The 19,092-nt window shown below is 49.1% G+C and carries 13 protein-coding genes; 2 read left to right on the top strand and 11 right to left on the bottom strand.

The genetic code is table 11. From position 1 onward, the window contains the following. The first annotated feature begins 25 nt into the window (after positions 1-25). Entirely contained in the window at positions 26-10,837 is a 10,812-nt protein-coding gene (locus tag OU789_RS02580) for an Ig-like domain-containing protein (protein ID WP_274653014.1), read from the top strand. Positions 10,838-11,223: 386 nt separating this feature from the next. On the opposite strand, the gene OU789_RS02585 is transcribed toward OU789_RS02580, so the two are convergent. The 3 genes from OU789_RS02585 to OU789_RS02595 form a co-directional block, all read right to left on the bottom strand. Next, positions 11,224-11,529 (bottom strand): hypothetical protein, encoded by a 306-nt coding sequence (locus OU789_RS02585; RefSeq protein ID WP_274653016.1) that lies wholly within the window; start codon positions 11,527-11,529, stop codon positions 11,224-11,226. A 122-nt stretch (positions 11,530-11,651) separates the two neighbouring features. Further along, positions 11,652-12,581, bottom strand: a complete 930-nt coding sequence (locus OU789_RS02590) for a hypothetical protein (protein WP_274653018.1) — start codon at positions 12,579-12,581, stop codon at positions 11,652-11,654. Between the two features lie 230 nt (positions 12,582-12,811). Next, a complete protein-coding gene (locus tag OU789_RS02595; protein WP_274653020.1) occupies positions 12,812-13,708 on the bottom strand; it encodes an IS481 family transposase in 897 nt (298 codons plus the stop codon). 77 nt (positions 13,709-13,785) lie between these two features. Between OU789_RS02595 and OU789_RS02600 the strand changes: the two genes are divergently transcribed. Then, on the top strand, positions 13,786-13,989 hold the full coding sequence (locus OU789_RS02600; protein ID WP_274653022.1) for a hypothetical protein: 204 nt from the start codon (positions 13,786-13,788) through the stop codon (positions 13,987-13,989). Between the two features lie 161 nt (positions 13,990-14,150). Here OU789_RS02600 and OU789_RS02605 read toward each other — a convergent pair whose 3' ends face one another. From OU789_RS02605 to OU789_RS02640, 8 genes are all read right to left on the bottom strand, one after another. Further along, the gene (locus OU789_RS02605; RefSeq protein WP_274653024.1) at positions 14,151-14,321 is read right to left on the bottom strand and encodes a hypothetical protein; all 171 of its coding nucleotides are present in this window, start codon (positions 14,319-14,321) and stop codon (positions 14,151-14,153) included. Further along, positions 14,314-14,487 carry a hypothetical protein gene (locus tag OU789_RS02610; protein ID WP_274653026.1) on the bottom strand — a complete coding sequence of 58 codons (174 nt, stop codon included), beginning with the start codon at positions 14,485-14,487 and terminating at the stop codon, positions 14,314-14,316. The genes OU789_RS02605 and OU789_RS02610 overlap by 8 nt, the downstream gene beginning before the upstream one ends. Then, entirely contained in the window at positions 14,487-15,128 is a 642-nt protein-coding gene (locus OU789_RS02615) for a hypothetical protein (protein WP_274653028.1), read from the bottom strand. The genes OU789_RS02610 and OU789_RS02615 overlap by 1 nt, the downstream gene beginning before the upstream one ends. Continuing rightward, positions 15,118-15,402 (bottom strand): hypothetical protein, encoded by a 285-nt coding sequence (locus tag OU789_RS02620; protein ID WP_274653030.1) that lies wholly within the window; start codon positions 15,400-15,402, stop codon positions 15,118-15,120. The genes OU789_RS02615 and OU789_RS02620 overlap by 11 nt, the downstream gene beginning before the upstream one ends. Further along, positions 15,386-15,982, bottom strand: coding sequence for a hypothetical protein (locus OU789_RS02625; protein WP_274653032.1), 597 nt, complete (start codon positions 15,980-15,982; stop codon positions 15,386-15,388). The genes OU789_RS02620 and OU789_RS02625 overlap by 17 nt, the downstream gene beginning before the upstream one ends. Continuing rightward, positions 15,979-16,227 (bottom strand): hypothetical protein, encoded by a 249-nt coding sequence (locus OU789_RS02630; RefSeq protein ID WP_274653034.1) that lies wholly within the window; start codon positions 16,225-16,227, stop codon positions 15,979-15,981. Before OU789_RS02630 ends, OU789_RS02625 begins: the two co-directional genes overlap by 4 nt. A 1-nt stretch (position 16,228) precedes the next feature. Then, positions 16,229-17,122, bottom strand: a complete 894-nt coding sequence (locus tag OU789_RS02635; protein ID WP_274653036.1) for a hypothetical protein — start codon at positions 17,120-17,122, stop codon at positions 16,229-16,231. A gap of 517 nt (positions 17,123-17,639) precedes the next feature. Then, on the bottom strand, positions 17,640-18,284 hold the full coding sequence (locus OU789_RS02640; RefSeq protein WP_274653038.1) for a hypothetical protein: 645 nt from the start codon (positions 18,282-18,284) through the stop codon (positions 17,640-17,642). Positions 18,285-19,092 lie beyond the last annotated feature (808 nt).

Here is a 19,092-nt window from a genome sequence, read left to right on the forward strand (position 1 = left end):
GTTAACTAAATCATGGAGGTGCATAGTGACATCCGAGATTGAATTTTTAGAAGCTGGTGTGACGCCCGCGACGACTAAAGAAGAGTTGTCGGCGTTGATTGCTGCGGCGAAAAATGGCGAGACCGTAGAGCGGCTCACAATGGTCGAAACCCAATCCCAAAGTACACTTGCTCTCGACGAAGGCGCGCTGTTTTCGTATGTGACCGTAGTCGGCAGTGATCTCGTGCTTGTGCAGCCCGACGGCGCGATCATTGTATTGGTTGGTGCAAACCGCGAAGGTTTGACCATTTTTGCCGAGAACTTTTCAATTTTGTCCAGCAAGCTCGCCGAGCTTGCCGATATCAATTCCGATTGGGAGAGTATTGAAGGTATTCAGGCAGTCGACCTGCTAGGTGCAAATAAGGTTACACAGGTTTCTAAGCCTGGCAGCGGCGAGCCAGATGCAACGAGCGTACTTGATCCTCTGATCGGTTTGCCGATTAACCCGCTTTTGCCTCCAACCGAGTATGTATTTCAGGAGAGGGATGACCTTTGGGCAGCGGGCGACAATGGAACCGGCGCTTCGGGGCTCTTGGTGGTTCAGACATCACCATTTGAATTGCGTGAAACCGATGCCACGGTGACTGTCAATTTTGCGGATCATTTTTCTATCACCGCACCTAATGTCGGTAATGATCTTACGCTGTTCACCGCAACATTGAATGTGACCGGCATTCCGGTGGGCTCGACTGTCAATTATGGTACACTGACCGATGCTGGTAATGGGACACTGACCCTGAGCTTTACGGGCAGTGAAAGCCAGTATGAACAGCTGACGCTCGTACTTCCGACCGACTTTTCAACAGTAAGCAGACTTGATTTCGCTCCCGGCCCTTTGATGGGGACGCTGAAGATTGAATCGGTTTTCAATGAGGTCTCCGAAGTACCTTTCGACATAACTGTATTGTACGAAGGGGACGTCACGATGGACGGGCCTGGTGTTATCAACACAGTCGAAACTGATGCAGAGGTTGATTGGAAGCCTTCTGATGCCCTGATCCCGCGCGCCACGGATATCGACGGCTCAGAAAGCATCACCAAAGTCGCATTCGCAATGCCGGGCCTTCCTGCAAATACACTTATTTCATTCGACAATGGCGCTACATTCCAAGCTTTGCCGGCGACCTACGGTTTCACCGGTACGCTTGCGGAATACATGGATATCGTTGTTCGGCTTCCGACCGATTTCTCGACCGAAAACCCCAATATCGATTTGAGGGGAACTGTCATTGCGACGACCAACGAAGGTGCTGTCTCCACTAGAAGCTTCGCGCTAAACGTTGACTATGAGTTGGACCTCACGCTCACAGCCCCGGCTGTTTTGAACGGTGTCGAGGATGGCAACGGTACAGACGGCTCTGGTGTTACGATCGATCTCGGTATCGATGTCGTGGCAACTGATCTCGACGGCTCCGAAGACAATACGACTGTTAGGATTGAATTTACGGGCGTTCCAAGTGGAACGGTATTTTCTACCGGTGTCTATGGATCAAACAACGGCGTTTGGCACGGCACGATGGCCCAAGCCAACAACTTGAGCCTTACCTTCCCAGGAGACTTCTCTGGCTCCATCTCTTCGATCATCTATGCGAATAGTCCGGAAGGGTCGCTTCAAACGAACCAAACAATTGTGATTGCCCCGACCGGCGATATTGATTTTGATATCACGCCGATAACGACAATGGAAACAGATGCGCCAGTTGTTGTGCGGCCAGCGGATTATTGGAAAGTATCCATAAGCGACAACGATCCGGGAGTGCCGCCTGAAACATTAGATACAGTTACTCTAACACTAAATGACCTGCCCCCAGGAATGGTTTTCAATGGTGTTCCTGCATCTACGATCAGCTACAATGATGCAACGGGCGGCACTTTGGTGTTTAGCGGCACTGGCCTTCAATACAAAGCGCTCCGTCTTGTTTTCCCCAAAGACTATTCTACAGAAAGTCCATTAACCGGAGCATCAGGCGCACTCGAAGGCGTGTTGACCGCGACCTCTACTGAAGACCCGACGGGGCAGTCAGTGGCTGTGAATATCAGGATCACACCCGAAGGTGATGTGACGATCGATGACACCCTGCCTGATACTATCCCAGACGAAACTGACAGCGTGACACCCGTTTCACCGTCATCGCTGTTTGCGCCGATGGCGACCGACATCGACGGTTCGGAGAGTATTGAAGAGCTTATTCTTATCGTAGCAGGGCTGCCCGGAAATGTGACTTCGGGTTCAGACATTAACTTGAACGCGCCAGGTGCCACAGCAGTATTCTCGACGGCTGCTGATGGCTCGGTTGCGATGACCCTCACACTTACGAACGCTGGCGGAACGGATGTTGTAACGGCGTTCAATGCAATTGATTTCGAACTCGCGGCTGATTTTTCCACTGCCAACCGCTCTGACTTGGCGGGCAACCAAACCCAGTTGCCACTCACATTTACGCTTAAGGTTACAACGGACGAAGATGCCTTTCTGTTGACAGATACACCTGACGATGGGCAAGCGACGTCTGTTCGGGTGGTAGATATTGGATTTGAAGAGGATATCGATCTAGCCGCTCCTGCAAAAGTGACGGCTCTCGAAGACAACAACAACACGACAGCTGGTGTTACGGTTGATCTAGAAATTGTGGCGGCAATCGGTGATATCGACGGCTCAGAGACCGAAGACCCGAATGATCCGCTCTTTGCTCCCACTGTGACGGTTACGTTTATAGGCCTTCCCGCGGGTGCGGCACCCGTCGGCGGTGGGACTCTAACTGGCAATGTCTGGAGCGGCAGCATTGCCGAACTTAACAATCTGCAGCTTTTCTTGCCGGAGAACTATTCAGGAAATCTCATTGCCGACATACGCGTTGAAACACGGGAAGGCGTTGAGACAACGCAACAAATCATCGAAATCACGCCAGTGCCCGATGACAATATTACGGTCGACATTGTCGCGACCGAAACAGACGCAGAGCTTCCGCTTCGGTTTGGCGACTATAGCGTCATAGATGACCCTGACCCAGACGAAGTGATCACACTGGTTTCATTTGAAATTACCAATGTGCCAGCGGGATTTTACGCTACAGTAGGTGGCGCGAATGTCGGGACAATTGTAGGCGGTACATTTACATGGGTTCCGCCAAATCTGACTGATCTCAACAATTTAACTATGGTATTTCCGAAGGACTATTCTACGGAAAGCCCTGTTGGGCAGCCTCAGCCTGAGGTCACCATTGAACTGGATGTTACCGAGTCCGGCGTTACGACACGCGAAACTGTAACTTCACCTATTACCATTTACGTAGAAGGCGATGTAGACGTTCCAGACGCAGTTGCCGCCCTGAGCGAAACGGACGCTGTTCTTACACTCAAACCCGCAGATTACATTGATCCAGTTGCAACAGATATCGACGGGTCGGAATCCGTTACGAACGTTTCCGTCAACTTCAGCGGAATGCCCACAGGGGCCGAATACTCGGTTGCAGGTGGACCATATCAGCCTGCGGCTGGAAAGTTCTCATTTACTGGAACGCTGGCAGAATACGAAGCATTGGTCCTTCGTTTCCCCGCCGACTTTTCAACAGAAAATCCAGCTACGACACTTTCCGCGCAAATTACTGCGCTGACAGATGAAGGTGGGATTGACACGGGGACCCTCGAGATCCGGATTTCTGCTGAAGGCGATGTTGAAGTCACGGGCCCTGGACTGATTGACATAACAGAGAATGACGCACCCGGAGACACGGACGAAGATACAACTTCACAAGCTCCTTTAGAGTTTAAACTGGTGGACGCTGTTCAAGGCAATGCAAGTGATGCCGACGGTTCTGAATCAATTGCACAAGTCGACGTGACGATCTCTGGGCTTCCGGCCGGCGCTCTCTACTCGTTGAACGGCGGCACTAGTTTTGCTGCGTTCCCAGCCGGTGGGCTTCCTCCACTTACGTTAGCGGAATACAATAATCTGGTCTTCCAGTTGCCGGACGACTTCTCAACCGCAACTCCTATTACCGGCAGCGTTACCTTCACCACCGACGAAGCAATTCTTAACGGCGAGATTGATGTCGATGCCACCGATGGTATCGAAACCAAAGACTTCACGGTCAATATTGCGTCCGAGGCTGACGTCGATATCGACGTGGCGGACCTGACACGGATCGAAGATTTCGGCTTGCCTATTCCGCTGAATATAGACGCGACGGTTACGGATATCGATGGCTCCGAGAGTATAACCGATATCATCGTAACGTTCGATGGCTTGCCAACGAATGGACCTACTATCCTGTCTGACGGAACTGCGACGCCAATCTCGGTAACAGGTCCGGTCGCGACATTGAACTTGTCGCCTTCGCAGCTTCAGGCACTTTCGATCACGTCGTTTCCAGAACACTTCTCGGGAATTATTGATGTTAACGTCACCGTTGTCACCGACGAGGGAAATACGGCCGGAACCTCGACTGACTTCAAGGTTAATATAACACCAGTTGCAGAGCCTGAGATTACGCTATCCGTTGATACCAGCCCTTCAAGCGTTACGTCACCAGCGCAAGACCAGTTTGTGGTAAAAGAGGACACGACTTTTGGCCTTGTGATCAACGCCAATACTCCTGACCAAGACGGCTCGGAGCAACTCACTACTATCGTAATCGAGAATGTGCCCACGGGCTGGATTCCCGCAGGGACAGTCGATCTAACGCTATTCTCTGGGCCGGATGCGGCGAGCATCGATTCCGCTCAAATGGCCGGTACAACGCTTACGATTAACCTTGTGCCAGGGACAACTGCGTTCGACGCGACCGTTCAAGTTGCCCCTCTAGAGAATGATGACCGTGATGTCGCAACCATAGTCGGCGCTGACCTTGTTGGCGCTGTAACATCAGAAGACAGCGCTGCGGGCCTGCCTACGGACACCGCGACGGCTGTTGATGCAATTGATGTTGATGTTGACGCGGTTGTTGATGGCGCCTCGGTTTCTACGACGGACGTTGTAGCCGATGAAAACAAAACCGGCCCATTGACGTTAAATCTTGGCATCTCAAATCTTGCTCTCGTCGATAACGATGGGTCTGAAACGATAAGTGAACTTGATCTGACGTTTACGTTTGAAACGGCGTCAACGAACTTTGACCCGTCTGATCCTGCTCAGTTCTCGCTAACCGTTCCGGCCGTACATCAGGGCAATATCACGATCGTCGAAACAGCCAGCACCGGAAATAGCGTTAGCTACAAATTCACTCCAACGTTCGGCGCGTCCAACACTCAATTTATGGAAGCTCTCGAAGCCATTGAGGTTAGCTACCCTCAACATTACAGCGGCATCACAACGATCGACGGTGCGGGGTATTGGAACGAGACCACAACCAATGATGTTGAGATCGACACAAGTGATAACTTCTCCACTCTGCAAACGTTCCAGTTTACACAGACGATAAACCCGCTGTCTGAGGTGCTGTTTAGTACCAGCGTTTTTGTTCTGAGCTCCGCGGAAGTTGCGAGCGGCTCTCCAACGTCGATTGAAGCGGTAAACCGCAAAGGCGGCACCTTCACGGTAACGGATATCCTAACGCTCTTGGAGAGTACTGACGATGGTTCTGGACCGGGGCAGGTTGAAGTGTTTGTCTCGCTCGAAGGCTCTACGCCAGACCTCGATGGATCAGAACAACTTGATAAAATCGTCATTGAAAACGTGCCGGAAGATTGGATTGCCCAATACGTATCTGGCGGCAATATTGACCAAGCAGCGTTCTTTGATCTGAGCGGAACTGGGCCAATCCCCGCTTCTGAATACGCGAAAATCAGTTCGGCGACTTATGACGCTGGCACGGGTAAAGTCGAGATAACATTCGCTGCAGGCGTAACAACGTTTGAAGCGTCAATTCAACTTACGCCGACCCTATACGAAGATTACGATATTGATCGCTCAGACACAGATGACTTTACCTCAGCGGGGAGTTTCTTCGGAGCGGACCTGAACGTTTCGCTCAAGACGATTGATACAAACACCGCAACAAACGCTTCTAGAAAAGCAGCCGCGATATTTGATGTCGATACGGATCCGATAAACAACTTTGCAACAATCACAAACCTGCCTAACGGAAATGAGCAGGTCATCGATGACGCAGGCGGAATATGGGGCGTTTCGCTTTTGCCGCATTTTCCAGATATGGACGGATCGGAGCAGATTACCGCGATTGTATTGCGTGGTGTGCCCGAAGTTGTAACGGTTTATGTTACCGACATTAATAACCCAACGGGACCGAAAGTTCCTGCGCTGATAACTGAGGTCGGGGTGCCGACCGGCTTTAACAGCTGGAGCTTGGAAGGAAATGCGGCGCTTGGAATTTATCAGTGGGAAAATCTTGAGTTCCACGGCATTCCGAAGCATTGGGCCGGCGATTTCGTACCCGCACTGCAGGTTGTTACAACCGAGGATGACGGTGGTACGCGCGTAACAAATATCGATGTGCCAATCTATATCGATCCCGTGGCGGATGGAGGCGACCCTTCAGAGACTGCCAATACCCAAGAAGATACCGCGGTACAGATTTCGATCGATGGAAACATCATCGATAACCTGACGAATTCACCTGGTTCGCCTGAAGCAATTCTGGGTGTTGTTAAGCTCGAGAATGTTCAAGCAGATTCATTCGGACGCTTCCCCCGTTTCTTCGACGGCGACCCTGCTGCAGGTGGAACGGAGATTTTCCTATCGGGTGGTCAGGTGATATTGACACCCGCGCAGGCCCAAAACCTTTGGGTCTTGCCAGGGCAGGATAGCAACGAAGATGTCGTTTTCGACGTTAGCGTTGAATACTATGAAACGATTGATTTGACTGAATTTACCGTGGCAACAGGTACGGTAACCATTTCTGTGCAAGGTATTGCAGATCCTGTAATCTTGACGGTACAGCAGGAAGATCCAAGCCAAGTAGCTGGTGGTATTCAGCAAAGCGATGTCGATAGCGATTTCCGTCCGGGGACCGAATACGACAATGTTTATGGTTACGCCGGAAACGATGATCAGCCGTTTCTGTTGGATATGCGCCTAACCGACTTGGCATTGGAAAATGGTCTGAATTATTCCGGCGCTATGTTTGAGGCGGCAACTCCTTTGCAGGGGACCATGACCGAGATAACCAACGCCGGCAATTTTGATGGCTCAGAAACGCTGTACTATGTAATTACTGGCGTTGATCCGAGTACTTCGTTTTCTGGCGGTTTCCTTTCCAATACAAAGTCCATAAGCGGTACGGATAGCTACATCGTTGCAGCAAGTGATCTCGCGGCGCTTGAATTTGTACCAACGAGTGTGTCGGAGGTTACATACTACGATCTGAAAATCCATGCGATCGTTCTGGAGGATGATCAAGACACCAGCGGTCTGCCGAACACGTCGGTTGAAGATAATCTGAACTATCTGAATAGCCTTCCCGGCGGCTCGGTGACCACAGAAGACTTCGCTATTGTTGTACTGCCCCAATCTGGCGGTGGTAACCCATGCGATCCGGCTCAAATGATCGGATTGCCCTCGCTCTCCCTTGTTGGAAGCGGAGACGAAGACACAGAGATTGCATTCCAACTCCAACTCACTCCTGACGGTACATACAATTCAATTAGTGACCTTACGAACTTGCCCAACGGTGTGAATGGGAATTTCACCTTGGAAATCGATTTGCCGCCGGGCGCCACGATTTCCAGTAATCCACCGGGAGCAGTTTTGCTCGATCCGGCAACAGGTGGGTATGTAGTAGATGTTGCGCAGCTTGGGATTGATCCAACTGATCCAACGTTAACAGCTGGCAGTATCTTGTTTACGCCGCCGCCGCACGAATCCAGTCCGGTAAACCCTTTTGCGCCTGGCGAAACGTTCGGTCCGGATGACCCTTATGACAATTTGAACAGCCTCGACTACTCGATGACGCTCGAGAATTTCAGCTGCAACATGCAGACAAATTCCGGCCCACAGTCGTTTTCGATAGTGATCCACCCAGTTGTTGACGGTCCCGAAATCAATTTCACGGGTGCAAACAAGTTTGACGAAGATACCGATTACGCGCTCGGACTTGACGTCACAGGCCCTGACGGCGGTGAGCGGCTCGTTGGTAACGTTGAAATAACCATTTCTGGTGGCGGGAGTGCAGGGGTCGTCCTAAAAGATTCAAGCGGAGCGGTTCTTTTGCCGAACCCGTCAGGGACGTATTCTGTTCCAAAAGACGACGTCGCGGGCCTTACGCTTCGACCGACCGAACACTATAGCGGCACCCTAACGATCACGGTTTCAGCAACTTCTGAGGACATTAACGGCGATCAGAAAACAGTTGATGCATCGAAAACGATCGAAATCACCGCCGTTGCAGACACGCCAGAAATCATATTCGACGACACAATTATCGACCCCGAAACAGGGCAGCCTTACGTCGACAACTCGGGCGGCCAAGCCGTAATTACAATTATCGAGGACAATGCCTTTTTGCTCTCGGATGTTGTGACTGCGGATACACCCGATCAGGATGGTTCAGAAACGATCTCTATCGTTCTTTCAGGTGTGCCGGATTATTTGAAAGTTTCTGGTCCAAGCGGTAGTGGCTTTATCGATAATGGCGACGGCAGCTATACAATTTCAAGATCAGCATTTTCCTCGGTCACGCTCCAGTTGAAAGACGAACATGCACGCACTCCTGATCCATTGGACCCGAGTATTCCGGCGTCAATTCCCCTCACGCTTGAGGTCTCGACGATCGAGCTATCAAACTCGGATACAGCGTCAACAACGGTCGATTTTTCGGTGGTGGTGCTGCCGGATGCCGATATCCCAACACTGACCGCGAGTATCGATCCGACAACGGGTACAGAAGATCAGCCGCAACCATATACCCTAACGCTTGAAGCAACGACGCCTGATCCTCATGAGACTATATATTTCGAGATCACAGACCCTGGGAGTGGTGTCGTGTATCTCGACGGTGCTGCAATCACTCCGTCCGGTGGTGTGTTTACGATTCCGGGCAAGGCGTCTGGCAACGCGTTTATTCCTGATGGCGTAGTCACATTCGTGCCTGGGCAGGATTTCGGCGGGAATGTAGCGCTCGAAGTCGTTGCTGTTACCGTTGATAGTTCAGGAAGCTATACGGACGAGGAGCGCTCGACACCTGCTGATCTGGATTTAATCGTTACGCCAGCACCAGACCTGAATCTAACCGTTCTAACATCTGACGTTGTTCTGCAGGAAACCGATGCGCCGGTTGATTATGCACCGGCCGCTGATTTTGACATCTCTGTCACAGATATAGATGGCTCCGAAGTCGTTGATACCGTTACCTACACGATTAACGGTGTTCCGAGTGGGACAACTTATTCGGTCAGTGGTGGCACACCTGTGCCTGTTAGCGGGACGCTCGTCTTTACTGGAAGTCTGGCCGAATTCAACGGACTTTCCATTCAATTCCCAACTGATTTTGCCACCAATGGAACAAACCTGACAGGAAGCATTCAGGTCACAACCAACGAAGGCGGCAACGAGAGCGGAAACTTTAATATCGAAGTTGCGGGCGAGCTCGACCTTGATGCCACGAACACAACGCCAATTGCTCTGGCAGAAAGTGGTAGCGATGTTGTTGTCGAGTTTGAAATCATAGCGACGGTAACAGACACGCAAGCGACGCCATCGGAAACGCTGGAAGAGGTTGTGATAACCTTCAACGCCCCGATCCCTGCGGCTGCGTCCGTTTCAATCGGAACCTTTGATGCTTCACGGACTACGCTGACAATCACACGGGGAACAATGGATGTAGCACTGTTTACCGCAGCTGTCGCCGCGTTGACGCTTACCTTCCCCGTGGCGGTTGCTATGCCAATAAACGGGGATATAACAGTAACGACCAACCACGGTTCAGCACCCGCATTGCCATATGTTGTCGAGCTAAATCAGGCGCCAGATGTGAGTGCGCCCTTGGATTTCGATTCCATCACTACAACGCTTGACCTGACGTTTACTGATCTCCTCGCTAACGCGACAGACCCGGAAGGAAACGGGATGACCATCGTCAGCGCGAGCACCAATGATCCGGACGTAACGGTCACGTTGCTTGCTGACAGTGTTCAGATTACGGTTCCTAAAGGCTACATCGGTACGCCTGTGCTGACCTATACAATTCAGGACGACGGAACCCCGAATGCAAGCACAGAAGCAACCGCAAATCTGGACTTCAACACCATGCAGATGACGGTCGATGGCGTGGCGCCCGGCGGTCAGCAGCTCATGTCGGATGTAATCGGTGGCGCTGGCAGCAATGACACGGCTCTTGCAACAGAGTTCGACGATGCTGTGATTTATTCTGCAACCCGCACATACGCCGACGTCGAAGCGTTCTCTATGCTCGGCGGTGATGATTTCGTCGATTTATCGGCCGCAACAACAGGATTTGAAGTCTATGGCGGCGGTGGGGATGATGTCCTCATAGGATCGAACCAAAGCGATATCCTTTCCGGAGGTACCGGCAGCGATACGCTAACCGGTGGTGGTGGTTCCGACATTTTCGAACTGACAGATCTACAAATTGCGGATGTCATAACTGATTATGTTTCACCAACGGCCTCGGCTACAGAAAGTGATCAAATTGATCTAACGGCTTTGGTAAAGCTTTCAGGCAGCGAAATCCCGACTGACCGTATTTCATACAACAGCGGATCTGGTGACTTGCAGGTTGACGGCGTCAGCGTTGCTGCTGTCGGCGCTGCTGCTGGCTTCTCTGACCAAGTCGAAGTGATCTTCCTTGACGCGCAAGGGGCGCAGCAAACGGCGGTTCTTTAGGAACTTCTTGAATAAATGTGTGCCGCAACAAATCGCGGCCACTCTTTGCTCGAATCGCGTTTGGCTAGGAGTGGCTGAGAAACCGGGCTTGTTGCATCGGCAGATAAATGAACTTGGAGGGAGGCTTTAATGGTGCTGCCGGAGAGAATTGAACTCTCGACCTCTCCCTTACCAAGGAAAACTCAACAAGAGGTAAGCCATTGATCTCAAATGATTTACTATCCATATGGATATAAAGGCTTGGCGTTTGGCTAAACTCAACTCGTGCAAGTTAACTAAGGTCATCTAGGTTCGGGAAAGGTCAATTTGAGGCTTTCTAGGTCTGAATTACTGGAAAAAACTCCCATCAGGAGGAAAAGAAAAACCCTGATGGGAGCCGTAGTTTCTCAGGTTCGACTGAATTTGGGATCGCTTTCTTCGAGATCTTCCCCATCTTTGGCATCGGCAACCTCTGCCCAATCGTCTGCGTCCAAAGGACCAGAAGATGGGAGATAAACAGATTTACCATGCTCACCATCTTCGAGAATCTCGGCAACAATCACACGGTCATTCTCAGCGCCGTTGGAGATCTCCACGGCTGCGCCTTCAATATCCGAAGTTATGTGTATTCCACTTGTTTCCGAATGTTGTATTTGGAGTTCTTTCTCACCAGCCGGCTTCGATGTGGAAATGGTATCCTTAAGAATTTTCATGGTCTGATTTCTTATCAGGTTTGACTTTTACGAGGTGCCAAATGTACCACTGATAGGGTTGGTTCGATGGGAATAATCTTAGGAATATTCGGTTCCCAAAACTGGTCTACGCCAATGCTTAACTAAGCAATCAAAACAGCGAGAACTAAGCAGAAGAGACAAGCCGTGATCCAAATACCGGTGCGTTTTATCTGTGAGGCCATCCTGGTCGTTGCATCTGTCTGGGCCAAAATTGCACTATTTCGTTCTGCTTGAAGCAAGTGAATTTCCGCTGCGGTCGCACTATCTTCGCTATTCAATGACTTGTTGGCTGCGGCTTTTGTTTCATCTTCATGTTTGGTCGATAAGTCTGAAAAATTTAGCGGCCTAGTTATTCCAAAAACAACCGGAGGATTGTCTCTGTCGGAGAGCCTTTTTCTTCGTTCTGAAGTGTCGACCCAAAAGTCGTTTGGAATCTCAGAAACGTTTTCAATGTCATTTCTGTCATTTAAGTATTTAATTACTCTTCCTTCACTGATGGAAGGGGACCAGACCGCATAGAATTTTGGGAATTTGCTTGTATCTATGGACAAATTTAAAGTCGCGTTTCCTTTTGCCAATTCAGATGCAAGTAAATCAAATCGCGATCTATGTAAGTTAATCTGGATATAGAAATCGTTGCACCCGTCTAAATCCATATCCGGCTCAATGTAGAGCCCGCCAAATTCAGTGGATTCTCCATCATTATTCGAACGAATTGTAAGTGATACTTCCTTGGTTTGCGATTCATGACCAAGAAATGACAGGCTATACTCTCCCCATCTGGCTGGCCGGAGTACTCCCTTGCCTGCAATTACTTTAGAGATGGAACGGTCGGATTCCGTAGTTTCGTCATACTCGTTTATAATTTCATAGCTTGTCGTAATATTTAAATTTTCGAATTTTATATATAGATCAATGTACGAGACACGCTGGTATTGTGGTTCTTCTCCTGTAGGTTCATCACCCTCATATTCGACAATCGCACCATAATTGCCGAATCCGCTATTTGGTAAAAACTTTATTTTTTTCATGAGAACTACCTCGCATAGGCGTTTAGCACGTGGATCAATCGTTTTTAGTCCGCGACAGGAGAATCGAACCGTACGTATTGTGGGTTAGTCTAGGTTTATAAGAAGCCGATTTACAGGGCTAGTTACATGTGCCTGACCAATAGGTCCGGCTGAAATGGAACCACCTCTAATGGGGATTGAGGTAGGCGCTGCGCATCTAACTTAGACGGACTTGCGGGGCACTTATGGCGTTACTGTAGCTTGTTCCGAAGCGCTTCATAAGGGGTTTGCCCGTTGTGCGCACCGTGCGGTCTGGCAAAATTGTAAAACCTTTCCCATTCGTCGAGTTTGGTCTCGAGATCGATATCCCCCTTATAGCTTAGAGGCTGGTAAAACTCCTGCTGATCGGATTGATGTGAACGCTCGACTTTTCCGTTGAGCTGAGTCGTGCCCCGCTTGATAAAGGCGTGCCTGATGTCGAGATCTTCGACATACCAATGGAATTTGGCTTGGAATTCCTCGCCACAGTCAGTTCGAACTTCTCGAATGCGAAGCGGGAACTTTTCGATGATGTGGTCAATGAAGTCGATCGTGTTTGCTTGAGTGTGTTTCTCGTAAATCCTAAGCGCTCGGACTCTCGTAGCATCATCGATTGCTGTGTATTGGAAGCGATGCACTTTCTTGCCACCTTTTCCTCTGAAGGTCAGGAACTTAAAGTTGACTTGTATATGGTGCCCAGAAACCTGTTTCTGATAGCGCTTGGTGTGTAGTTTGCGCATTCGCGTTCCTCTGGGCAGGCGGTTTAGACCGTTGCGCTTAAGGATGCGGTAGACCCCTGCGTCCGAGATTTTGATGCCGTGATAGCGCGCCAAATACCAGACGATCTTAATTGGCCTAAGATGATACTTGCGGCGCAGATAGAGAACCTTCTCGACGATCTCATCTGGCGTTTGGTTGGCAGGGTTCTTCGGGATTGATTTGGCATTCTTCAACCCAGCTTCGCCATATTTTTGATATGCTTTGCGCCATCTATAAAAACTGGACCTGCCGATCCCAAAATACCGGCAGGCTTTGCGAGCATTGCCGATCTTCTTGGCGTGTTGAAGCACTCTTAGTTTACGTTGGATGTCTCGTTCTTCGTTTGTCATGAAAACTTCCTTCACCCCAAAATGGGTAATTTACAGGAAGTGTCCCGAGAGACCGTACATATCTACAGCTGAACATAATGGACGATGGCAAGCGTAAGGCCAAGTTTCATCAGTGGCTCAACGAGGACGGGCGGAAAATGCTGATCCACCAGATAGGCAGAGTCCAAGGCCTTATGGAAATGTGCGGTTATATCGAAAACTTCAAAAGCACCGCAAAGACGCAAAAGAGCGTGTCCATAGCCCCATATCTGTTCGATGACATGAACAAGATCATAGACTAAGAAAATCGGCGCCAGATTAAGCGGGACCAGTTAAGCATATAGGCCCTCAAACCATCGTATGTCCCGTCACCCTCTGATCAAAAAAGAACGCTTCCATTTCAACTGGCGTACTTTCTTCAGACGCTGGACATTTATCGGAACTGTTTTCTCTTCAGGAGCCATCAGTGAATTGTCTTTTGTTCTGGGAAGCGATGAAGCACAATCTTTTGTGCCGTCTCTTCAGCCTTAGCCTCGATGATATCCATCTTCTCGTCAAACTCAGGATCGTTAAAATCAAGGTCCTCTACAGCTTTAATAAGGGAATTCAGTTTGAGCAAAATACTCTCACGCATCACTACCACCAAACTCCTCTATGAAGTTTTCTCGAGCCATCACACCTTGCCTTTGGCTGTCCTTGAAGATCGTAACAACTGTACCAATGGAGTTCAGCGAAACCGTTAATCCCTTCTCTTGTGCCTGTTGTATAGCTTGCTGTAGTTGGCGATCTATCAACTTCATCAGGAATTCTCCCGATTAAGAGGATTGAACGGCTTCTCCGGCCACGACGACGGAGGCACGCCAACAAGGGAATACTTAGGAAGCTCTCCAACTGGTGGAAAGCTATCAAGGAAATCCGTGTAGTGCTCTTTATGCACGTGAGGCATGGCAATCATGACGTGATCGATTGGTGGAGCTATGAAGTTCCACAGTTCCACCAAGTTAAGAGTCAAGATGCCACAATAAAGACCTTTGGTAGGAGTTTCAGCTTTCAAGAATGTACGTTCCGCGTGATGTACGAGATATTGAGATGCCCAATAGGCAGAGACTTTTTGCTCTCGCGGACCGTGTTTGAAGAACTCTGTGGCGGCGGTGACGTCTTCGATAGAGAGACACCCAGTTGAAAGTTTCTTCCTCTCTAAAAACCCTTCAGTGAGACAGACTATACCACTTGTCATGCCTGTTCCCTTATGGAAACATTCACCTTGTTCAGGAGAGACCAAAACCATCAGGGAAGCATTTGAGTCTGTGGGTGGTTCGACGCCTTGGAAAACCATCTCGGCACACGCTGCCAACGCCTCTAGCATCTCGTGTTTGAGAAGAAGCTCCACATTCTTCAGTGCTTCAGGATCTGTGGCTTGGAAGTCTGGATCAGGTGCCATCACCGTCACCAGTGTCATCCTCATCAGTGGTGAGTTCAAACTCGCCTTCTCGGAGTTGGCGCAGACGTTCCACACATCGAGTTCTAAACTCTTTTTGCGTCTCGGGAGCTGTGTCAATCCCATCACCGATGGTAAGAATTTCCTTGTGAACCACGTGATCAGTGTGGTCATACACATGGATCGTGAACTCTTTGAACTTCTGCCGATGGATGTTCTTGTTGAAGTTCACAGGGAAACGCCCGTCGACGCGTAGATTGTCAGGTACGTGCGGCATGAACATACTCCTTCATGTTTTGGGGGATTGGCTGCATCAAATTCCAATGTTTATTGAACTGAGCATTATAAACGATAGTCGTTGTTCGCTTGATTGATTGCTTCACCCGTGGGATTGGGAAAACGTCAAACAATGGAACTTCGAGAAACTCACAGGAGCAGAGGATTGTTGCCATCTCCTTCATGCGTGTTTCTCCAGTGAGTGAGAGGAGCGCAAATGTGGGAGCTAAAAGTTTTGCTGAACGGTCTTTGCCATGCTTCCGAATAGCACCAACATCAAGTCGTGAGAGCTGGTCAGAATAAGGATTGCGACACTTGATCTTTTCAGCAACCACACGTTCCGAACAGAGTGTAGTCGGGCCAACGGCGCTTGCCCAGGTGGCCTCCTGATTAAAGGTTCCATCGGCTTGATTAGCTAGAAAACCACCCATCTTTCCAGTTCTATCATCTGTGTACTTATGCACTTCCAACAGAGCCTTCAGATCCATCAGGTTGTGTTTGTAAGCGTACACCGCACACGCCGCTGCATGTGCTAGCTCATGGCGTGCCGCTGAGAGGCGTTTTGTCTTGGAGATCTTCATGTGAGGAACTGCTTCACGAATGGATGAGGCTCACGGGTGTCACCATCTGGAATGTGCATTCGTTTGGTTTGGTGACACTTCACGAAGCCATCTATGAGTGCACGTGTTTCCAAGCCCAACAAATAGTTGTACCCATCCGTTAAAGTCTCATCAGGGGTCTTCAGGTGTTGTTTGATGGACTTCTGGATTTCGTTTTTGACCCACGTACGCTCCTTACTCCGGTCAAACTGTGTGGTTGTGGTCATTTCAAACTCCTCCTGCTGCTGAACGGATGAATTGTGCTTTTGTGGCCTCTGACTTTCGTTCAATTTGGCGATCTTTGAGCCTTCGTTTAGCTCTGAGCGCTTTAGAGCGTTGGGCGGCTTTCACACGCTTGATTTCTTCCTGATGGAATTGACAGGCGGCGGATAGATAGTTTGCTCGTAGGTTCTTTTCCTCGGGCTCATAGGCGTCATTTGTGACGATCCCGTATTCGAACTTATTGGTGATCTGGAGGCCGATCTCATCTGTGAGCCGTTTGTAGATCTCATCAGGTAAGAGCTTGAACATGTTCCGCTCGTCGAAATTGAAGATTTCCTTACCTAGAAAACCTACAACGCATCCTTTTGTGGCTATGCACGCTGTGGCAAGACGTGAGAGTTCACGTTCACAGTGCTCAAGGTTATTCGAAGCTGTGGAAACATCGGTTTCGAGGGATTTGAGGACTTCCTCAAGCCCATCAGTGGTGTCACTCAAATCGCACAAAGCCATATTCGGATCTATGAGCTTAACGATCTCAGATGCACGAAACAGAACATGTGCAGACGTCACTAATTGATACATGGGGTTTTGAATATCGTTGGTCTTAGCGACGTCTTCAGGTTCGCCTTTTAGAGCACGGAGAGCTGTCTCAACTGCCAAAAGCTGGAGTTTCGAGTTCTCGAGTAACTCTTCACAGAACCGGAAGTCACGAACCGAAACGACGAGAGCGCTCTCGGGTAGCATATTCTCATCAGATGAGTTCTTCTCAAACCCTTGGGCTCGTTTAGCTAGATCATTCCGTAATTTTTTAACAATTCGCGATGTTGACCCTTGGGTCATCACGATGGGTGCCTGTGAACGGTCTTTGGGTATGAAGATGGGAGAGAGTGTTTGAGCCATGAGCAATTCCTCGGATTAAGTCTCCCCGAACAGTCGAGAGAGAACAGCTCAATGGTACCGTGATTTATGGTGTTTGGATATCCGGGGGTGTTCCATAAAGTTTTGATAAATAACGATTTTTTACGTTTCGGAGACTAACCAGAAAAGTGGGACATCATTATATATGCCTGAGCGCTTCCAAATTTCTTCGGAGCCACCACGTTTGATGTGGACGGATTTGGATCTCCCAGACTTGAGATCGTGGTAACGTGTAGCTTGATCAGTCTTCAGGAGTTCACAAATTTCGTGCAAGTCATAACTTACGATCTCTAGATCTGACACTTTCGGATGGCCGATGTTTACCCGATATTTAGTGCCTTGCCGTCTCATAAGTTCGGATACGTGGTTTTGTATTTCGCCATGTCGGATTTCGCTAAGTCAGATAGTCGATCAGCTGCCTTTGTCTCTCGTATGGCTTGAAGGATCTTTTGTGCACGATCCGAGTCAGAGTCATCAGGTGGTGGTTTACAACTGGAACTCATTGATGCCGTCCTTTCAAAAGTTGCATAGCAGGTGAGATCTCGAAAGCTTGAGGATCGTCATCGTCATCATCTGGATCTGGTTTATTCAACGATTTGTGCTTCAAGGCTATGTCAACAGAGCGAGCTTCTATCGCCTGAATAGTATTGAGGTCTTTTAGGTTGAGGCTTAAGTTAAGTTTGGAAATAAGTGACGCATGAATAGCCACAAGTGCTTGAACCGTGCCAACTCTGGGGTTTCTGCCGAGCGTTGCGGTTGGAGAAATCACGGTTGTATCTTCTCCCAAAAGGAGATCCATTTCCTCGTGCAACTTTTGTGTGGTCTTCACCAGAAGAACGAGCATATCAATCTCGGCACCTGAAAATGGTACAAGTTCTGCACGTCCAGATGCATATTGCACAAATAACGTCTTCTGGATCTCTGAAAGCCCATCAGGTGGAGTGGGCAAGTTTTCCACTCGCACAAGTTCAGGTGGCGGAGTTTCTATAGGCTCGACAGGTTCAGTTTTTGACTTTTCTCTAAGCTTTTGACGGCGTAAAACCTCAGCTTCTGCCGATTTCGGATGCATACCTTTTTGACGGTCGGCACTAGTTGCTTTTCCATCGTGCGTGCTTTCGTTATTTAGCGAAATCTTATCGGTCATGAGGTGTATCGTACCGTGGGATTGCAAATTGAGAAATCCCATCAGTTTTGTAAAAAAAACCTCAAAATCAGACCCTTGGAAAACTCAACAGAGGCGTTCAGTTGTGCAGCACGTTTCCCCCAGTCGATGTCACCCCCGAAGTCTCTCTAAAAGTGACACCCCCCTGGCCTTGACACACTCCCCGAGCCAATAACCCCTACACCTTGATGATCTGCCGCAAACCAAACAGGTCGTCAGTGCTTCGCCTGTCCACGCCTGAGCACCTCTAACACCTTCGACAGAGGATTAACTGGGTAGGAGCTAAAACGTGCTGTAGGAGCGAAAAACCTAGGATCTCAGGCCTTAAAAATCCCACCAGTGGACACCCGAATTTTAGAATTTGTTAAACCACAAGTTGAACGCATCGTTGAATTCTAGAGGTTTGTGTTTTTTTGGTCTCAATTAAGGCATTGATTTTAAATAAAAAATGGGGTTTGTGAGACCGTTGAGGCCGTGTAGGAAATTTGGGGCGGCCTCAGATAAGTTTTTATTTTTATTACGCTTTATAGCTTTGAGGCCGTGAGACCATACTTTGATAGTAGTTGTGAGGGGTAAAAAAAACAAAAGAACGAACAATGAACAAATGAGAGAAGTCGAGGGTGTGAAATAGGAAAAAAGGGGGGTAGGGGCCTAAAGCCACGGTCTTACGGACTCACTGAAGTATTATCTTTTAAAATCAATATGTTAGCTAAGGCCAAACTGAAATTGGCCACGGTCTCACGGCCTCACTAGAATTTTTATTATTTAAAATCAATATGCTAGAAATTCG

The organism is Halocynthiibacter sp. C4 (genome assembly GCF_028823805.1).
GTDB classification, from domain to species: Bacteria; Pseudomonadota; Alphaproteobacteria; order Rhodobacterales; family Rhodobacteraceae; genus Falsihalocynthiibacter; species Falsihalocynthiibacter halioticoli.